This window comes from Streptomyces canus, assembly GCF_001514145.1.
Taxonomy (GTDB): Bacteria; Actinomycetota; Actinomycetes; order Streptomycetales; family Streptomycetaceae; genus Streptomyces; species Streptomyces canus.
Genome location: NZ_KQ948657.1, coordinates 430,639 through 448,054, shown reverse-complemented (window position 1 = coordinate 448,054; position 17,416 = coordinate 430,639). Strand labels below are relative to the sequence as shown.

16 protein-coding genes are annotated in these 17,416 nt (G+C 71.2%); 7 read left to right on the top strand and 9 right to left on the bottom strand.

The features are described from left to right. Positions 1–136 precede the first annotated feature (136 nt). Complete coding sequence (locus AQJ46_RS06880; RefSeq protein WP_079072158.1) at positions 137–1,705, top strand: purple acid phosphatase family protein; 1,569 nt, start codon at positions 137–139, stop codon at positions 1,703–1,705. Positions 1,706–1,789: 84 nt separating this feature from the next. On the opposite strand, the gene AQJ46_RS06875 is transcribed toward AQJ46_RS06880, so the two are convergent. From AQJ46_RS06875 to AQJ46_RS06865, 3 genes are all read right to left on the bottom strand, one after another. Further along, the gene (locus tag AQJ46_RS06875; protein ID WP_059204731.1) at positions 1,790–3,421 is read right to left on the bottom strand and encodes a phospho-sugar mutase; all 1,632 of its coding nucleotides are present in this window, start codon (positions 3,419–3,421) and stop codon (positions 1,790–1,792) included. Between the two features lie 318 nt (positions 3,422–3,739). Next, complete coding sequence (locus AQJ46_RS06870) at positions 3,740–4,564, bottom strand: purine-nucleoside phosphorylase (protein ID WP_059204730.1); 825 nt, start codon at positions 4,562–4,564, stop codon at positions 3,740–3,742. 113 nt (positions 4,565–4,677) lie between these two features. Further along, positions 4,678–5,115 carry a gamma-glutamylcyclotransferase gene (locus AQJ46_RS06865; RefSeq protein ID WP_057607686.1) on the bottom strand — a complete coding sequence of 146 codons (438 nt, stop codon included), beginning with the start codon at positions 5,113–5,115 and terminating at the stop codon, positions 4,678–4,680. A 96-nt stretch (positions 5,116–5,211) separates the two neighbouring features. Here AQJ46_RS06865 and AQJ46_RS06860 point away from each other — a divergent pair, with 96 nt between their 5' ends. Both AQJ46_RS06860 and AQJ46_RS06855 read left to right on the top strand, forming a co-directional pair. Next, on the top strand, positions 5,212–6,660 hold the full coding sequence (locus AQJ46_RS06860; protein WP_057607685.1) for an NAD(P)H-quinone dehydrogenase: 1,449 nt from the start codon (positions 5,212–5,214) through the stop codon (positions 6,658–6,660). Positions 6,661–6,826: 166 nt separating this feature from the next. Further along, positions 6,827–7,789 (top strand): DeoR/GlpR family DNA-binding transcription regulator, encoded by a 963-nt coding sequence (locus AQJ46_RS06855; protein WP_079072157.1) that lies wholly within the window; start codon positions 6,827–6,829, stop codon positions 7,787–7,789. A gap of 132 nt (positions 7,790–7,921) precedes the next feature. Here AQJ46_RS06855 and AQJ46_RS06850 read toward each other — a convergent pair whose 3' ends face one another. Further along, a complete protein-coding gene (locus AQJ46_RS06850; protein WP_059204729.1) occupies positions 7,922–9,694 on the bottom strand; it encodes an acetyl/propionyl/methylcrotonyl-CoA carboxylase subunit alpha in 1,773 nt (590 codons plus the stop codon). 364 nt (positions 9,695–10,058) lie between these two features. On the opposite strand from AQJ46_RS06850, the gene AQJ46_RS06845 reads away from it, so the two are divergent. Continuing rightward, complete coding sequence (locus AQJ46_RS06845; protein ID WP_225887261.1) at positions 10,059–10,580, top strand: hypothetical protein; 522 nt, start codon at positions 10,059–10,061, stop codon at positions 10,578–10,580. On the opposite strand, the gene AQJ46_RS06840 is transcribed toward AQJ46_RS06845, so the two are convergent. The 4 genes from AQJ46_RS06840 to AQJ46_RS06830 all read right to left on the bottom strand — a co-directional run bounded on the left by AQJ46_RS06840 (position 10,549) and on the right by AQJ46_RS06830 (position 13,194). Beyond that, complete coding sequence (locus tag AQJ46_RS06840) at positions 10,549–11,169, bottom strand: nucleoside triphosphate pyrophosphatase (protein ID WP_059204728.1); 621 nt, start codon at positions 11,167–11,169, stop codon at positions 10,549–10,551. The genes AQJ46_RS06845 and AQJ46_RS06840 overlap by 32 nt on opposite strands. A gap of 4 nt (positions 11,170–11,173) precedes the next feature. Beyond that, positions 11,174–11,302: a morphogenic membrane protein MmpB gene (gene mmpB, locus AQJ46_RS58410; RefSeq protein ID WP_088245423.1), complete on the bottom strand. Its 129-nt coding sequence runs from the start codon at positions 11,300–11,302 to the stop codon at positions 11,174–11,176. A gap of 72 nt (positions 11,303–11,374) precedes the next feature. Next, positions 11,375–11,584, bottom strand: coding sequence for an acyl-CoA carboxylase epsilon subunit (locus AQJ46_RS06835; RefSeq protein ID WP_057607680.1), 210 nt, complete (start codon positions 11,582–11,584; stop codon positions 11,375–11,377). A 17-nt stretch (positions 11,585–11,601) separates the two neighbouring features. Then, entirely contained in the window at positions 11,602–13,194 is a 1,593-nt protein-coding gene (locus tag AQJ46_RS06830; protein WP_059204727.1) for an acyl-CoA carboxylase subunit beta, read from the bottom strand. 111 nt (positions 13,195–13,305) lie between these two features. On the opposite strand from AQJ46_RS06830, the gene AQJ46_RS06825 reads away from it, so the two are divergent. Continuing rightward, the gene (locus AQJ46_RS06825) at positions 13,306–14,169 is read left to right on the top strand and encodes a biotin--[acetyl-CoA-carboxylase] ligase (protein ID WP_057607678.1); all 864 of its coding nucleotides are present in this window, start codon (positions 13,306–13,308) and stop codon (positions 14,167–14,169) included. A gap of 106 nt (positions 14,170–14,275) precedes the next feature. Beyond that, positions 14,276–15,373: an adenylate/guanylate cyclase domain-containing protein gene (locus AQJ46_RS06820; RefSeq protein ID WP_059204726.1), complete on the top strand. Its 1,098-nt coding sequence runs from the start codon at positions 14,276–14,278 to the stop codon at positions 15,371–15,373. On the opposite strand, the gene AQJ46_RS06815 is transcribed toward AQJ46_RS06820, so the two are convergent. After that, positions 15,370–16,005, bottom strand: coding sequence for a hypothetical protein (locus tag AQJ46_RS06815; RefSeq protein WP_059204725.1), 636 nt, complete (start codon positions 16,003–16,005; stop codon positions 15,370–15,372). The genes AQJ46_RS06820 and AQJ46_RS06815 overlap by 4 nt on opposite strands. Positions 16,006–16,204: 199 nt before the next feature. On the opposite strand from AQJ46_RS06815, the gene AQJ46_RS06810 reads away from it, so the two are divergent. Further along, a complete protein-coding gene (locus AQJ46_RS06810; RefSeq protein WP_057608136.1) occupies positions 16,205–17,008 on the top strand; it encodes an enoyl-CoA hydratase/isomerase family protein in 804 nt (267 codons plus the stop codon). Positions 17,009–17,416 lie beyond the last annotated feature (408 nt).

Sequence of the window (17,416 nt, the reverse complement as noted above, 5' to 3'; positions counted from 1 at the left end):
GGTCAACATCCATGCCTAAATCACCCGATGGGGTGCTCCGGACCCGAACATGGGTCAACGCAGAGGTTTAGTCCAATCGCCATTCACCGGCCTCTGCCAGCCTCCGGCCATGAACGCACCCCTGAACACCCCGCGCATGGGCATCCCCGCCCGTCTCGCGGACACGCTGAGCATGCCGGAGCGGCACGAGTACCTCCGCAACGCCCTGTCCCGCCGCGGCCTCTTGCGCACCAGCGCCATCGCCGCAGCCGCGGGCGCCGGGCTCGCCTCCAGTGGTACGGCGACGGCGGCGACCCCCGATCTCCTCACCCGCCCGGCCACCGAGCACGTCGACGGCTCGCTCGTGGCGCCGTACGGCCGTCACCTCGCCTACGGCGCCGATCCGCGCACCCAGATGCGGGTGTCCTGGCAGGTTCCGCTGCCCGTCCGCAACCCCTTCCTGCGGATTGGGCTGAGCCCGCTGGACCTCGGCCACCGGGTCCCCGCCGAGGTGCGGGACCTGTTCACCCCGGCCGGCGTCGGCAAGAGCGCCGACATCGACCAGTACTACGTGCACGCGGCCCTGGACAACCTCCGGCCCGGGACGACCTACTACTACGGCGTCGGCCACGACGGCTTCGACCCGGCCCACGCCGGTGCCGCCCACACCGTCTACTCCTTCACCACCGCTCCTGACGCGCACAGCCGGCGGCCGTTCGCCTTCACGGCCTTCGGCGACCAGAACCCCAGCTACACGTCGATCGGGCTCAACGCCCTCGTCCAGGCCCAGAACCCGGCCTTCCACCTGCACGCGGGCGACATCTGCTACGCCGAGGAGACCGGGCACGGGCTGCCCGCCGACAGCAGCAACTACGACGCCCGGCAGTGGGACCAGTTCCTCGCCCAGATCGAACCGACGGCGAGCCGCGTGCCGTGGATGGTGGCGTTCGGCAACCACGACATGGAGGCCTGGTACTCGCCCAACGGGTACGGCGGCAACGAGGCCCGCTTCACACTGCCGGGCAACGGGTTCGATCCGGAGAAGGCGCCGGGTGTGTACTCGTTCGTGCACGGGAACGTCGCCGTCGTCTCCGTCGACGCCAACGACGTGTCGTACGAGATTCCCGCGAACCGTGGCTACACGGGCGGGCAGCAGACCGCGTGGCTGGACCGGCGGCTCGGGGAGCTGCGACGGACGCCCGGTGTCGACTTCGTCGTGGTGTTCCATCACCACTGCGCCTACTCCACCACCAGCTCGCACGCCTCCGAGGGCGGGGTGCGGGAGCAGTGGGTGCCGCTGTACGAGAAGCATCAGGTGGATCTCGTCGTCAACGGGCACAACCACGTGTACGAGCGGACGGATCCGGTGGTGCGGGACAAGGCAGTGCGTGAGCTTCCCATCGGCGGGACGCACGAGCCGTCCCGGGGCGGTGTCGTCTACGTGACGGCGGGGGCGGGCGGGGAGAGCGTCTACAGCTTCCCCGTCGCCGACAGCTACGAAGGGCACGAGGACGAGGTCGGGGCGGTCCCGACGTACTCCACGGGCGCCGACGGCAAGGTCACCGAGACCGTGGACTGGTCGCGGGTGCGGTACACCGGCTACTCGTTCATCCGCGTCGACGTGAAGCCCGCGGCTGTGGGACGGACGGCCACGCTGACCGTGCGGGCGCTGGCGGCGACGGGGGCGGAGGTGGACCGGTTCGTCGTGGCGCGGAAGGCGGGCTGAAGCGGGCGGTGCAGCGTGAGGTGAGGGGCGGTCCGGACGGGGACCGCCCCTCGGCTCGGAGGCCGGCTCTCGGGCCGGCCGGGCTCAGATGCCGGCTGCCGCCGAAAGGTCCCGCTTGATCGCGGTCAGCAGGTCGGTCGCCCTGGCGTGGGCAGCGGGGAGGTCGGCGTGCGTGGCGACGGGGACGACCACCTCCAGGTAGCACTTCAGCTTCGGCTCGGTGCCGCTCGGGCGGACGACGACCCGGGCGCCGTCCAGCGTGTAGCGCAGGCCGTCGGTGGGCGGGAGCCTGTCCGTGCCCCGCGTCAGGTCCTCGGCCCTGGTGATGGCCAGGCCCGCGAGCTCGGTCGGCGGGTGCTCGCGGAGCTGCTCCATCGCTCGGGCGATGACCGACAGGTCCTCCACGCGGACCGCGAGCTGGTCCGTGGCGTGCAGGCCGTGGTCCACAGCGAGGTCGTCCAGGAGGTCGAGGAGCGTGCGGTTCTGCTCCTTCAGCTCGGACGCGAGCTCCGTGATGAGCAGGGCCGCGGTGATGCCGTCCTTGTCCCGTACGCCCTCGGGGTCCACGCAGTAGCCGAGGGCCTCTTCGTAGCCGTAGCGCAGGCCCTCCACCCGGGCGATCCACTTGAAGCCGGTGAGGGTCTCCTCGTAGGGAACGCCGGCCTTCTCGGCGATCCTGCCGAGGAGGGAGGAGGAGACGATCGACTCCGCGAAGGTGCCGCGCGCTCCGCGGGTCACGAGGTGGGCCGCGAGGAGGGCGCCCACCTCGTCGCCGCGGAGCATGCGCCAGGTGTCGTCCCGCTTGACGGCGACCGCGCAGCGGTCCGCGTCGGGGTCGTTCGCGATGATCAGGTCGGGGTTGGTCTCGCGGGCCTTCGCGAAGGCCAGGTCCATCGCGCCGGGCTCTTCAGGGTTGGGGAAGGCGACGGTCGGGAAGTCGGGGTCGGGGTCGGCCTGTTCGGCGACGAGTTCCGGGGCGGGGAAGCCGGCGCGTTCGAAGGCGGCGAGAAGAGTGTCCTTGCCCACGCCGTGCATCGCGGTGTAGACGGTGCGGGCGGTGCGGGGGGAGTTCTCGGCGAGTACGGCGTCCGTGCGGGCCAGATAGGCGTTCAGGACGGCGTCGTCGAGGGTCTGCCAGCCGGTGTCCGGGCGGGGGACGTCGCTCAGGCTCGCGATCGCCGCGATCTCGGCGGCGATGTCCGCGTCGGCGGGCGGGACGATCTGGGAGCCGTCGCCGAGGTAGACCTTGTAGCCGTTGTCGCGGGGCGGGTTGTGGCTGGCGGTGACCTCCACGCCTGCCACCGCGCCGAGGTGCCGTATGGCGAAGGCCAGGACGGGGGTGGGGAGGGGGCGGGGGAGGAGCGCCGCTTTGAGCCCGGCGCCGGTCATCACGGCCGCGGTGTCCTGTGCGAAGGCTTCCGACTTGTGGCGGGCGTCGTAGCCGATGACCACGAGGCCGTCGGTGCCGCCGTGCTTCTTGAGGTACGCGGCGAGGCCGGCGGCGGCTCGGATGACGACCGTGCGGTTCATGCGCATCGGTCCGGCGCCGAGTTCGCCGCGCAGGCCGGCGGTGCCGAACTGGAGGGTGCCGCTGAAGCGTGCGGTGAGCTCGGTGACGTCGTCGGCGTCGAGGAGTCCGGCGAGCTCGTCGCGGGTGTCCGGGTCGGGGTCCTCGGCGAGCCAGGTCCTGGCCCGGGCGATGAGATCGTCGTGCACGGTTGCGTCAGCCTCTCGTTGTGTCGTTGTGTGCGGGTTGGGTGGGGGCGGGCGTTGTGCGCAGTTCCCCGCGCCCCTGGATACCTGCGGCGGCCCGTTGCGGCTTCGGTGGGGGCTGGTGTAGCGCGTGCGGTGTGTTGTCGGTCGGGGCCTCTTGCCGCCGTACGCGGCTACCGGCCCGTCGGGGCGCGCGGTACGGCGAACGGTCCGTCGTGGTGCGGGTGACTGCAACTCCCCAGGGGCGCGGGGAACCGCGCGACCAGCCACAACGGGCCCGCACCCGCCATACGACAGCACCCGGCACCTCCGGGGCAATCCTTAGATCCGCCCGAGCACCTGCGCCAGCAGCGAACCCATCCGCGTCGCACTGTCACGGCCCGCCTGAAGAACCTCCTCGTGGTTCAGCGGCTCACCCGTCATACCCGCGGCGAGATTCGTCACCAGCGAGATGCCCAGGATCTCCGCCCCCGCCTCGCGCGCGGCGATCGCTTCGAGGACCGTCGACATGCCCACCAGGTCCGCGCCGATGACGCGGGCCATGCGGATCTCGGCCGGGGTCTCGTAGTGCGGGCCGGGGAACTGGGCGTAGACGCCCTCCTCCAGGCTCGGGTCGATCTCCTTGCACAGGGCACGCAGGCGGGGAGAGTAGAGATCCGTGAGGTCCACGAAGTTCGCGCCGATGATCGGGGACGTCGCCGTGAGGTTGATGTGGTCGCTGATCAGGACCGGCTGGCCGGGGCGCATGCCCTCGCGGAGGCCGCCGCAGCCGTTGGTGAGGACGATGGTCTTGCAGCCGGCGGCCACGGCGGTGCGGACGCCGTGGGCGACGGCGGCGACACCGCGGCCCTCGTAGTAGTGCGTGCGGCCCAGGAAGACCAGGGCCCGCTTCTCGCCGATCTTGTACGAGCGGATCTTGCCGCCGTGTCCCTCCACAGCAGGCGGCGGGAAACCGGGCAGCTCGGTGACCTGGAGCTCGGCGTCGGGTGCACCGAGGGCGTCCACGGCCGGTGCCCAGCCGGAGCCCATCACGAGGGCGACGTCGTGGGTCTCGGCGCCGGTCAGTTCGCGCAGGCGCGCGGCGGCGGCGTCGGCGGCGGCATGCGGGTCGCCCTGGATGTCGTCCGGAAGAAGAGATGCGTTCACGCGGATGAGGGTAGCCGGTCCGGGCCTACGCGCGTAGATGACAGAGCTGACGGGATGGCGATCGTTGTCTTGTCGTTTCCAACCAAAGGTGCGACGCCAGTGACCTGTGTGATTCAGCAGGGGCGCTTGCGGAGTTCCATGACGTAGTCGTGGGGGGCGCCCGCCGATTCCGCCGCGTCGGCCACCTCGCCCAGATAGCGGGCGGAGGGCAGGCCCCCCTCGTAGCCGTTCAGGACGTACGTCCAGGCCTGCTCCTCGCCCTCCAGGGTGTGGACGCGGATGCGGGTGCGACGGTAGATGTCCAGGCCCACGCCCTCCCAGCGGTCCATCGACTCGTCGTCGGCGGGCGCGATCTCGTACAGCGCCACGAACACCTGGCAGAGAGGGTCCTCGACGATCGTCGCGAGTGCCCCCTCCCAGCCCATGTGCTCGCCCCCGAAGGTCAGCCGCCACCCGTTCAGCCACCCCGTGGCGCGCATCGGCGAGTGCGGGGCGCGGCGGGTCATCAGCCGCGCGTCGAGGTTGCCGGCGTAGGCGGCGTAGAGCGACATGGGTCGAGGGTACGGCAGCCTTCCCCGGCGTCTCTCCCGTAACAGTGGCATCTCGGGCCGCCCCCGAGGCCGTAGCACCTCGGGTCGTACGGGACAATGGAGTACGTGACTCGGATCGTGATCATCGGTGGCGGACCCGGCGGATACGAGGCGGCCCTGGTGGCCGCCCAACTCGGCGCGGAGGTGACCGTCGTCGACTGCGACGGTCTGGGCGGAGCGTCGGTGCTGACCGACTGCGTGCCGTCGAAGACCCTTATCGCTACGGCCGAGGTCATGACGACCTTCGACTCGTCGTACGAGGAACTGGGGATCATCGTCGCCGACGACACCCCACCGCTGGAACAGGCCGCCCGGGTGGTGGGCGTCGACCTGGGGAAGGTCAACCGGCGTGTGAAGCGGCTCGCCCTCGCCCAGTCGCACGACATCACCGCCTCCGTGACGCGTGCCGGTGCCCGGGTGCTGCGCGGGCGTGGGCGCCTGGAGGGCATGCAGGCCCTCGACGGGTCGCGGAAGGTCGTGGTGCGGGCCGCCGACGGGAGCGAGGAGACGCTCGTCGCCGACGCCGTGCTCATCGCCACCGGTGGGCACCCCCGTGAGCTGCCCGACGCCCAGCCCGACGGTGAGCGCATTCTCAACTGGACCCAGGTCTACGACCTCACCGAGCTGCCGGAAGAGCTCATCGTGGTCGGATCCGGTGTCACCGGTGCCGAGTTCGCCGGCGCCTATCAGGCGCTCGGCTCCAAGGTGACGCTGGTGTCCTCGCGGGATCGGGTGCTGCCCGGGGAGGACCCCGACGCGGCCGCGGTCCTCGAGGACGTCTTCCGGCGGCGCGGCATGAACGTCATGGGGCGTACCCGTGCCCAGTCCGCCAAGCGGGTCGGGGACCGGGTCGAGGTCACACTGGCGGACGGGCGGGTCATCAGCGGGTCGCACTGTCTGATGGCTGTCGGTGCCATCCCGAACAGCGCCGGGATGGGGCTGGAGGAAGCGGGCGTCAAGCTGCGCGAGTCCGGGCACATCTGGACCGACAAGGTGTCCAGGACCTCGGCTCCCGGTGTGTACGCCGCCGGTGACGTGACCGGGGTGTTCGCGCTGGCTTCCGTGGCCGCCATGCAGGGCCGTATCGCCATGTACCACTTCCTCGGTGACGCGGTGGCCCCGCTGAACCTGAAGACGGTCTCGTCGAACGTCTTCACCGACCCGGAGATCGCCACCGTCGGCTACTCGCAGGCGGACGTGGACGGCGGCAAGATCGACGCCCGGGTCGTGAAGCTCCCGCTGCTGCGCAACCCGCGCGCGAAGATGCAGGGCATCCGTGACGGCTTCGTCAAGATCTTCTGCCGGCCGGGGACCGGCATCGTCGTCGGCGGTGTCGTCGTCTCGCCCCGCGCCTCGGAACTGATCCATCCCATCTCGATCGCGGTCGACAACAATCTGACGGTCGAACAGATCGCGAACGCTTTCACCGTTTACCCCTCCCTTTCGGGGTCGATCGCCGAGGTGGCACGGCAGCTGCACACGCGCAAGGAGACCGGGGGAGCCTGACGGCCGAAAGCGATTCCTGCCTGGTCACAGGGAGTTGCCGACCATTCGCGCGGCATAGGCGGGGGGATTAGGCCCTATACCACTTCCCGCCCAGCTGTGCGAACATCTTCTGCTATTCGGCGCAAACAGCTGAAAGCAGACGGTCGTTGGCGTTACTGTCAGTTTCGTGTTCGCTGCAGAACGTCGCCAATTGATCCTCGAAATGGTGCGAGCCAACGGGGCTGTATCGCTCCGTGAGCTCGCCCGCGTCGTCCAGACCTCCGAAGTGACCGTACGGCGGGACGTGCGCGCACTGGAGGCAGAAGGACTCCTCGACCGCCGGCATGGCGGTGCGGTATTGCCGGGCGGGTTCACGCGGGAGTCCGGCTTTCCGCAGAAATCGCATCTCGCGACCGCCGAGAAGACGGCCATCGCCGATCTCGCCGCGAGCCTCGTAGAAGAAGGCGAGGCCATTGTGGTGGGGGCGGGTACCACCACCCAGGAGTTGGCGCGCCGGCTCGCCCGGGTTCCCGGACTGACCGTCGTGACCAATTCCCTTCTGGTGGCCCAGGCACTCGCCCATGCCAACCGGGTGGAGGTCGTGATGACCGGCGGCACCCTGCGCGGTTCCAACTACGCCCTGGTGGGTTCGGGGGCGGAACAGTCGCTCCAGGGGCTCAGGGTCTCGCGGGCCTTCCTCTCCGGGAGCGGGCTCACCGCCGAGCGTGGTCTTTCCACGTCCAACATGCTGTCGGCGTCCGTGGACCGGGCGCTGGTGCAGGCCGCCGCGGAGGTCGTGGTCCTCGCCGACCACACCAAGCTCGGTACGGACACGATGTTCCAGACCGTGCCGACGGACCTGATCACACGGCTCGTCACCGACGAGCCCCCGGCCCACGACGACCGGGCCGCCACGGAACTCCAGGCGCTCGCCGACCAGGGGGTGCAGATCGCCGTGGCCGGCGCGTCGGGAGCACCGGGGGGTGATCAGTCCCCGGCGCGGCAGCAACAGCGCCGGGACGTTCCCCTGCCGGGACCCCGCCGCGGCCAGGTCCCCTCACCGGGCCCAACTCTCCGAACGGCCACGGCCCTGGGTGAACCGATTCCGGGTGCGGAGCGGGCACGGGTGGCGGATCTTCGGCGACGCTGAGCTGCTGAAGTCGCGTGATGTGGCTTGACCGGTGGTCCCCCCGGACCCACCGTCGCGGGGGGCAGGAAAACCAGGCGCCCGGCGGACTGACTGCTCCAGTCCGCCGGGCGCCTCGGGATGTCGTACGACTGCTCAGTCCTTGATCTCGCAGATCGCCGCGCCCGAAGTGATCGACGCGCCGACCTCCGCGGACAGGCCCTTGACGGTGCCGGCCTTGTGCGCGTTGAGGGGCTGTTCCATCTTCATCGCCTCGAGGACGACGACGAGGTCGCCCTCCTTGACCTCCTGACCCTCCTCCACGGCGATCTTGACGATCGTGCCCTGCATCGGGGAGGCGAGGGTGTCACCGGAGGCGACGGGGCCGGACTTCTTGGCCGCGCGGCGCTTGGGCTTGGCCCCGGCGGCCAGACCGGTGCGGGCCAGCGACATGCCCAGGGAGACCGGCAGGGAGACTTCCAGGCGCTTGCCGCCGACCTCGACGACGATCGTCTCGCGGTCCGCGTCCTCGTCGGCCTCGGTCTCGGCGGGGGCGGCGAAGGGCTTGACGTCGTTGACGAACTCGGTCTCGATCCAGCGGGTGTGGACCGTGAACGGGTCACCGGAGCCGGTCAGCTCCGGGGCGAACGCCGGGTCGGTGACCACCTTGCGGTGGAAGGGGATGGCGGTGGCCATGCCCTCGACCTGGAACTCCTCCAGGGCGCGGGCGGCGCGCTGGAGGGCCTGCTCGCGGGTGGCGCCGGTGACGATCAGCTTGGCCAGCAGGGAGTCCCACGCGGGGCCGATGACGCTGCCGGACTCGACGCCCGCGTCCAGGCGCACGCCGGGTCCGGAGGGCGCCTCGAAGCGGGTGACGGTGCCCGGGGCGGGCAGGAAGCCCCGGCCCGGGTCCTCACCATTGATGCGGAACTCGAAGGAGTGGCCGCGCAGTTCCGGGTCGCCGTAACCGAGCTCCTCGCCGTCGGCGATGCGGAACATCTCGCGCACCAGGTCGATGCCGGCGACCTCCTCGGTCACCGGGTGTTCCACCTGGAGGCGGGTGTTGACCTCCAGGAAGGAGATCGTGCCGTCCATGCCGACCAGGAACTCCACCGTGCCGGCGCCGACGTAGCCGGCCTCCTTGAGGATGGCCTTGGAGGACGCGTACAGCTCGGCGACCTGGGCGTCGGACAGGAAGGGCGCGGGGGCCTCTTCGACCAGCTTCTGGTGGCGGCGCTGCAGCGAGCAGTCGCGGGTGGAGACGACGACCACGTTGCCGTGGGTGTCGGCCAGGCACTGGGTCTCCACGTGGCGGGGCTTGTCGAGGTAGCGCTCGACGAAGCACTCGCCGCGGCCGAACGCGGCCACGGCCTCGCGCACGGCGGAGTCGTAGAGCTCGGGGACCTCTTCGAGGGTGCGGGCGACCTTCAGGCCGCGTCCGCCACCGCCGAAGGCGGCCTTGATGGCGATCGGCAGGCCGTGCTCCCGGGCGAAGGCGACGACCTCGTCCGAGCCCGAGACCGGGTCGGGGGTGCCGGCCACCAGCGGGGCGCCGGCCCGCTGGGCGATGTGCCGGGCGGCGACCTTGTCACCGAGGTCGCGGATGGCCTGCGGGGGCGGGCCGATCCAGATCAGGCCCGCGTCCAGGACCGCCTGAGCGAACTCGGCGTTCTCGGAGAGGAAGCCGTATCCGGGATGGATGGCGTCCGCGCCCGACTCGCGCGCGGCGCCCAGGACCTTGTCGATGTCCAGATAGCTGGTGGCCGGGGTGTCACCGCCCAGAGCGAACGCCTCATCCGCGGCGCGGACATGCAGAGCGTCCCGGTCCGGGTCGGCGTACACGGCCACGCTCGCGATACCGGCATCCCGGCAGGCCCGGGCAACGCGGACAGCGATTTCGCCACGGTTGGCGATGAGCACCTTGCGCACGATTGAGGCTCCCTCCTTGAAACAAGCCGAGTTTAGGGACTGCCGACACGGCTCTTCGACCCATCCCCTGTGGTGAGCTTCCCCACACGGAGCGTGATGCGAGGCTAGCTCGACCCGCGAAATCCCTTGTCGCACCTCGTTACGCAGGACTCCTCCCGGAAACCCTAGCCCTCCTCTGTGGCCAAGGTCTCTGTGAGAGCGTGCTGCGGACCACTCCGTTTCTTTGTGGAGTCCCTACGAATGGCCCAATGAATCTTTGCCTGCGGCCGAACCCTTGTCCCGGGGTTTACCCGTTAGTAGCGTTCGCGCTGTATTGAACGTAGGTCGGGTATCCAGAGGACGGCTCGAAAGTGGGTGGGGACCGGTGATCCGCAGGCCGGTGGCGTGGGTCGTGGCGGTCGTTCTCTTCGCCGAGGCTCTCGGCGTGGCGATGCTGAACTGGCTCATGGGCAATCTCGTCGACGCGCAGAACATGTCGCTGGCCGGTCTGGACCCGGACGCGATGTCGATGTCCTCGAAGATCGGCGGGATCGTCTTCGGCCTCTACTTCGCGCTGTGCGCGCTGGTCGCCCTGCTGGTGGCGGTGCGCGACCGGCAGCCCGCCGGGTTCGGCCGGGTCCTGCTGATCAGCGCGGCCGTGGTGCACGGCCTGCTGGGCGCGGTCGCCTGGTCGCTGATCGGCCGGCCCCAGTTCCTCTTCATGATCGTGATGCTCGGGCTGATCGTGCTCGTGCTGGTGACCTACGACGGGCAGCGAGGGCCCGTCGCGGCGGAGCCGCAGGACGGGCGGGGTCCGGGTGGACCCGGGGGACCCAAGGAGCCGGAGGGCCCGCAGGGGGCCGACGGCTCGCCGGTCACCTCTCCGCCGGCGCCCACAACTCCGTGATGCCGACGCCGAGCTCGGCCAGCAGCCGGCGCAGCAGCGGCAGGCTGAGGCCGATCACATTGCCGTGGTCGCCGTCGATGCCCTCGATGAACGGGGCCGAACGGCCGTCCAGGGTGAACGCCCCCGCGACATAAAGGGGTTCGCCGGAGGCGACGTACGCGGCGACTTCCTCGTCGGTCGGCTCGCCGAAGCGGACGACGGTCGAGGCGACGCCGGAGACATACCGGCCGCTCGTCGTGTCGTAGACGCAGTGGCCGGTCTGCAGGGTGCCCGCGCGCCCGCGCATGGACTTCCAGCGGGCCGTCGCCTCCTCGGCGTCGGCCGGCTTGCCCAGTGCCTCGCCGTCCAGGTCGAGCACCGAGTCGCAGCCGATCACCAGCGCACCCTTGACCTCGGGTTTCGCGGCCACGACGGAGGCCTTCGCCTCGGCGAGGGCGAGCGCGAGATCGGCGGGGGTGGGGGCGGTGACGGCGTCCTCGTCGACCCCGCTCACGAGTACCTCGGGAGTGAGGCCGGCCTGCCGCAGCAGGTTCAGGCGAGCGGGTGACTGGGAGGCGAGGACGAGTCGGCGGCACGGCTGGTCGGTCATGCGGTCAGCGTAGTCCGATCACAATCATCGCGAGCACCATGGCCAGCGCCAGGAAGATGCTCAGGCGCCGGAGCATCTCCTGCGTGTCGCGCAGTTCCTTGGGGGGTTCGTTCTCGGGGTCGGACCACAGCATGGTTTCCAGCGTGCGGCGATGTCGCGGAGGGCGCCTGAGTACGCGTACTCAACTTCTCCGACGGGTGAGCCCCTACCCCGGCCAGTAGGTGCGCGCCCATGAGGTGGGCCCTGGCTGGGGCAGGCGGTGGGCCGCGATCCGTGACGGGTCGGACCACGCGGCACTCTGTTCCTCGGCGCCGGACGGCGTTGTCGTCGCCGCCGCGGCGCGTGCCCGGACCACCGCCAGGGCGGCGGCGAGCTCCTCCGGGGTGGGGTTACCCCGTACGACCTTGATGTTCATGACGGCTCCCGGCAGGGCTAGAGGGGGATGTTGCCGTGCTTCTTGGGGGGCAGGGACTCGCGCTTGGTGCGCAGCTGGCGCAGGCCCCGGACCACGTGGCGGCGGGTGTCCGACGGCATGATCACGGAGTCGATGTAGCCGCGCTCGGCCGCGATGTAGGGGTTGAGGAGGGCGTCCTCGTACTCCCGGATCAGGCGGGCGCGGGTCGCCTCCAGCTCTCCGGCCGCCTCCGCCTCCGCGATCGTGCGGCGGTGCAGGATGTTGACCGCGCCCTGGGCGCCCATCACGGCGATCTGGGCGGTCGGCCAGGCGAGGTTGAGGTCCGCGCCGAGGTGCTTGGAGCCCATGACGTCGTAGGCGCCGCCGAAGGCCTTGCGGGTGATCACCGTGATCAGGGGAACCGTGGCCTCGGCGTAGGCGTAGATCAGCTTGGCGCCGCGGCGGATGATGCCGTCGTGCTCCTGGTCGACGCCGGGGAGGAAGCCCGGTACGTCGACGAAGGTGATCACCGGGATGTTGAAGGCGTCGCAGGTGCGGACGAAGCGCGCCGCCTTCTCGGACGCGGTGATGTCGAGGCAGCCGGCGAACTGCATCGGCTGGTTGGCCACGATGCCGACCGGGTGGCCCTCGACGCGGCCGTAGCCGGTGAGGATGTTCGGCGCGTACAGCGGCTGCGTCTCGAAGAACTCGGCGTCGTCCAGGATGTGTTCGATCACCGTGTGCATGTCGTACGGCTGGTTCGCGCTGTCCGGCACGAGCGTGTCCAGCTCGCGGTCCTCGTCGGTGATCGCGAGGTCCGCCTCCTCCGGGTAGACCGGCGGCTCGGAGAGGTTGTTGGACGGCAGGTACGACAGCAGCTGCTTGACGTACTCGACGGCGTCCTTCTCGTCCCCGGCCATGTGATGGGCCACGCCGGACACCGCGTTGTGGGTGCGGGCGCCGCCCAGCTCCTCGAAGCCGACGTCCTCACCGGTGACCGTCTTGATGACGTCGGGGCCGGTGATGAACATGTGCGAGGTCTGGTCGACCATGACCGTGAAGTCGGTGATCGCCGGGGAGTACACGGCTCCGCCGGCACAGGGACCGACGACCAGGCTGATCTGCGGGATGACACCGCTCGCGTGGGTGTTGCGGCGGAAGATCTCGCCGTAGGCGCCGAGGGAGGCCACTCCCTCCTGGATCCGCGCACCGCCGGAGTCGTTGATGCCGATGACCGGACAGCCGGTCTTCAGCGCGAAGTCCATCACCTTGACGATCTTCTGGCCGTAGACCTCGCCGAGCGCGCCGCCGAAGACGGTGAAGTCCTGGGAGAACACGGCGACGGGACGGCCGTCGACCGTGCCGTAGCCGGTGACGACACCGTCGCCGTAGGGGCGGTTGTTCTCCAGGCCGAAGTTGGTGGAGCGGTGCCGGGCGAACTCGTCCAACTCGACGAAGGAACCCTCGTCGAGGAGGAGCTCGATGCGCTCACGGGCCGTCAGTTTGCCCTTGGCGTGCTGCTTCTCGACGGCGCGTGCGGAGCCGGCGTGCGTCGCCTCGTCAATACGACGCTGGAGATCCGCGAGTTTGCCCGCGGTGGTGTGAATGTCGGTCGCTTCCGGCTCGGACATCGGGATCGCGGCTCCCTGCCTGCTCAAAAGGGGGGACGGTTACTCATCCGTAGAGTAGTGGTGCCCCTCCGAATCAGCAGTGCGGCGTTTCACACACCTAGGGTGGCTTGCATGACGCCGCGAGATGTTTCAGGAGACGACAGCCGTTGGTCGGATCTCGACCGGCCGCCCCTCAACGCGGCCGCGCTGCGCCGCGGGCTGGTGCGGGAGGGCGGGCTGTGGTCCGGGTTCGAGGTGGTGGCCGGCACCGGCTCCACCAACTCCGACCTGGTGGCCCGTGCCGCCGCGGGCAAGGCGGCCGAGGGCGCGGTCCTCGTCGCCGAGGAGCAGACCGCGGGGCGGGGCCGCCTGGACCGCCGGTGGACCGCACCGCCGCGGTCGGGCCTGTTCTTCTCCGTCCTGCTGACGCCCGGCGATGTGCCGGTGGCCCGCTGGGGCTGGCTGCCACTGCTGACGGGGGTGGCGGTGGCGACGGGGCTGTCACGGGCCGCGGGTGTCGATACGGCCTTGAAGTGGCCCAACGACCTGCTCGTGACCGTGGGCGGCGAGGAACGCAAGGCCGGCGGAATCCTCGCGGAGCGGGCGGGCGACGACGGCGTCGTCGTGGGCGTGGGCATCAACGTCACCCTCCGGGAGAACGAGCTGCCGGTCCCGACCGCGGGTTCGCTGGCGCTGGCCGGAGCGGTGAGCACGGACCGGGACCCCCTGCTGAGGGCTGTACTGCGCTCCCTGGAGGAGTGGTACGAGCGCTGGCGCGCGGCGGCGGGCGACCCGACGGTGAGCGGCCTCCAGGAGACGTACGCGGCGGGGTGCGCGACGCTGGGAAGGACGGTACGGGCGGAGCTGCCGGGTGACCGCTCACTGGTCGGCGAGGCGGTCGCGGTGGACGGCGACGGCCGTCTGGTGATCGCGACGGAGGAGGGCGTACAGGAACCGGTGGGGGCAGGAGACATCGTCCACCTGCGACCGGCGTGAGCGGAGCTGTCCCACATCAAGGAGTGAGGACGTGAGCTGGCGCACACCTACCGTACAGTTGAGGCCGGTCGATACCTGACCGTGACAGATCGGAAGGGCAGCAGGCGTGACCGCAGACGACACGGGCTCCGGCGCGGACGCGACCCCGCACCCGCTCGCCGTGCGTCTCGAGCAGCTCATCCTCGGCGCGGAGCGGCGTTACACCCCTTTTCAGGCGGCCCGCACCGCCGGTGTCTCCATGGAGCTGGCCACCCGTTTCTGGCGGGCGATGGGCTTCGCCGACGTCGGCCAGGCCAAGGCCTTCACCGAGGCGGACGTCCTCGCGCTGCGCCGGCTCGCCGGTCTTGTCGAGGCGGGGCTGCTGAGCGAGGCCATGGCCGTACAGGTGGCACGGTCCACCGGGCAGACCACCGCCCGGCTCGCCGAGTGGCAGATCGACTCCTTCCTGGAGGGCCTGACCGACCCCCCGGAGCCGGGCATGACCCGCACCGAGGTGACGTACCCGATCATCGAGCTGCTCCTGCCCGAGCTGGAGGAGTTCCTCGTCTACGTCTGGCGCCGCCAGCTCTCCGCCTCGGCGGGCCGGGTCGTGCAGGCCGCCGACGACGAGGAGATGGTCGACCGGCGGCTGTGCGTCGGCTTCGCCGACCTCGTCGGGTTCACGCGGCTGACCCGCCGGATGGAGGAGGAGGAGCTCGGCGAGCTCGTCGAGGCCTTCGAGACCACCGCCGCCGACCTCGTCGCCGCGCGCGGCGGGCGGCTCATCAAGACGCTCGGTGACGAGGTGCTGTACGCGGCCGACGACGCGGCGGTGGCCGCCGAGATCGCCCTGCGGCTGATCGAGACCATGGCGAACGACGAGACCATGCCCGAGCTGCGCGTCGGCATCGCCTTCGGCACGGTGACCACCCGTATGGGCGATGTCTTCGGTACGACGGTGAACCTCGCCTCCCGGCTGACCTCGATAGCTCCCCGCGACGCGGTTCTCGTCGACAGCGCCTTCGCGGAGGAGCTGATCCGCACCGGCGAGGCACCCGCCTCCGAGGCCGAGGCGGCCGAGGCCGCGGCCACCGCCGAGAAGGAGGGCGAGGAGCCGCCGACGTATCGCTTCGCGCTCCAGCCGATGTGGCAGCGGCCGGTGCGTGGACTCGGCGTCGTCGAGCCCTGGCTGCTGACCCGCAGGGACGCGCCCCCTCCCAGCTAGCCGCGCTGCTGCACGCACAGGCCGATGATCGGTACGCACAGGCCGGGTGCGGGCTGCGTCGTGTGCGCGGGCTGGGTCGTGTGAGCGGGTGCCGGTGCCGGTGGGGGCGTGGTCCGGGCCGGTGGCGGGGCCGTGGTCGGCGCCGGTGGGTGGGGCGTGGTGGACGCCGTGCGGGTCGGTGCCGGGGTGTTCGGCGCCTCCGGGATCGTCGTGGGGGCCGCCGCGAGGGGCAGTGGTACGGCGGTCGCGGACCCCGTCGGGGCCTGCGAGGCGCCCGGTGTGGGCGTCGCGCGGATCCCGCCCATCGCCGTGGTCGACGACGGGCTCGCCTGCGGGACGGAGCCCACGGTCGCGGCGGCGTTCGTCGCTCGGTCGGGGCCTGCGTCGATGTCCGTGTCCGTGCCCGGGGCGGCCTGGGGGTCCGCCTCCGTCGCGCCGAAGCCGCCCACTCCCGCGTCGGGGGTCATCCGTACGAGGCTCAGGGCGCCGGCGGCCAGGGCGAGGCCGCCCGCCGCGAGGAGGACCTTGCGGGGGCGGGGCTTGCGGTGGCGGCCGCGTGGTCCGAACAGGCGGGTGGTGCCCGTGTCGGTGCCGGTGTCGGTGCCGTCCGCCAGTCGTGTCGTCGCCGTCATGCTTCCTCCCCTGTGTGCCTGCGCCCCCGTGCGTCGTGGCGGGGCGCACGTTATGCGCTGCTGTGGGCGGTGGGTGAGGAGTTGGGCGGGTTGTCACTCGAACGGGGTGTCGGGTGGGTCGGCGGGAACCTTTCGCGGTGGGGGTGGGGCTGCGATGATCGGAGCGTTCTTGTTAACCCGCGTTAACCGGGAGGGTGCCATGGGTGAGGAGCGGTTCGGGGAGTTCGTGCTGGTGCGGCGGCATGAGGAGGGGCATGTCGCCGAGCTGGTTCTCGACCGGCCCAAGGCGATGAACGCGGTCTCCACGGAGATGGCGCGGTCCGTCGCCGCCGCCTGCGCCTCGCTGGGGGGTGATGAGGGGGTGCGGGTTGTCGTGGTGACCTCCACGCATGAGCGGGCGTTCTGTGTCGGGGCGGATCTGAAGGAACGGAACTCCTTCAGTGACGCGGAGCTGCTGCGGCAGCGGCCGGTGGCCCGGGCGGCGTACACGGGGGTGCTGGAGTTGCCTGTGCCGACGATCGCCGCGGTGCACGGGTTCGCGTTGGGCGGGGGGTTCGAGCTGGCACTGTCGTGCGACCTGATCGTGGCCGACCGTACGGCGGTGGTGGGACTGCCGGAGGTGTCGGTGGGGGTGATCCCCGGCGGCGGGGGGACGCAGTTGCTGCCTCGGCGGGTCGGGGCGGCGCGGGCTTCCGAGCTGATCTTCACCGCGCGGCGGGTGGAGGCGGAGGAGGCGCGTCGGCTGGGACTGGTGGATCAGCTGGTGGAGGCTGGGCAGGACCGGGCGGAGGCGCTTTCGCTGGCGGCTCGGATCGCCGCGAACTCGCCCGTGGGGCTGCGGGCGGCGAAGCGGGCGCTGCGGCTCGGGCAGGGGCTGGACCTGCGGGCCGGACTCGAGGTGGAGGACGCGGCGTGGCGGGCGGTGGCGTTCTCGGGGGACCGGGCGGAAGGGGTGGCGGCCTTTAACGAGCGCCGGGCCCCGCGGTGGCCTCCGGCGGTGTGACGTGCAGTGCCTGCGGCGGCCTGTTTCGGTTCGGTGGGGGCGGGCGTTGTGCGCAGTTCCCCGCGCCCCTGATGCCTGCGGCGGCCCGTTTCGGCTTCGGTGGGGGTGCTTGTAGCGCGTGCGGTCTGGTGGGTGGGTGGGGGTTATCCGTCCTCGGTCCGGCGGCTCGGTCCCTTGGGCGGCGCTCGGTAACGGACGCCGGCCGCTGCGGGCGGACACCCCCCACCCCGTCCCCTGCACGCCGTACGCGGCCAGCGGCCCGTCGTGGCGCGGGGTGCGGGGAGCGGTCTGTCGTGGCGCGGGGTGCGAGGACCGGTCCGGCGTGGTCGGCGAGGTGGTGATCGGTCCGTCGTGGCGCAGGTGACTGCAACTCCCCAGGGGCGCGGGGAACTGCGCGACCAGCCCCCA

What these genes read in the sequence shown, in the direction of transcription:
- AQJ46_RS06830 (WP_059204727.1), bottom strand. Translation starts at nt 13,194, where the DNA reads ATGTCCGAGCCGGAAGCGACCGACATTCACACCACCGCGGGCAAACTC.
- AQJ46_RS06835 (WP_057607680.1), bottom strand. Translation starts at nt 11,584, where the DNA reads ATGAACATCAAGGTCGTACGGGGTAACCCCACCCCGGAGGAGCTCGCC.
- AQJ46_RS06865 (WP_057607686.1), bottom strand. Translation starts at nt 5,115, where the DNA reads ATGTCGCTCTACGCCGCCTACGCCGGCAACCTCGACGCGCGGCTGATG.
- AQJ46_RS06825 (WP_057607678.1), top strand. Translation starts at nt 13,306, where the DNA reads ATGACGCCGCGAGATGTTTCAGGAGACGACAGCCGTTGGTCGGATCTC.
- AQJ46_RS06840 (WP_059204728.1), bottom strand. Translation starts at nt 11,169, where the DNA reads ATGACCGACCAGCCGTGCCGCCGACTCGTCCTCGCCTCCCAGTCACCC.
- AQJ46_RS06880 (WP_079072158.1), top strand. Translation starts at nt 137, where the DNA reads ATGGGCATCCCCGCCCGTCTCGCGGACACGCTGAGCATGCCGGAGCGG.
- AQJ46_RS06810 (WP_057608136.1), top strand. Translation starts at nt 16,205, where the DNA reads ATGGGTGAGGAGCGGTTCGGGGAGTTCGTGCTGGTGCGGCGGCATGAG.
- AQJ46_RS06815 (WP_059204725.1), bottom strand. Translation starts at nt 16,005, where the DNA reads ATGACGGCGACGACACGACTGGCGGACGGCACCGACACCGGCACCGAC.
- AQJ46_RS06860 (WP_057607685.1), top strand. Translation starts at nt 5,212, where the DNA reads ATGGAGTACGTGACTCGGATCGTGATCATCGGTGGCGGACCCGGCGGA.
- mmpB (WP_088245423.1), bottom strand. Translation starts at nt 11,302, where the DNA reads ATGCTGTGGTCCGACCCCGAGAACGAACCCCCCAAGGAACTGCGCGAC.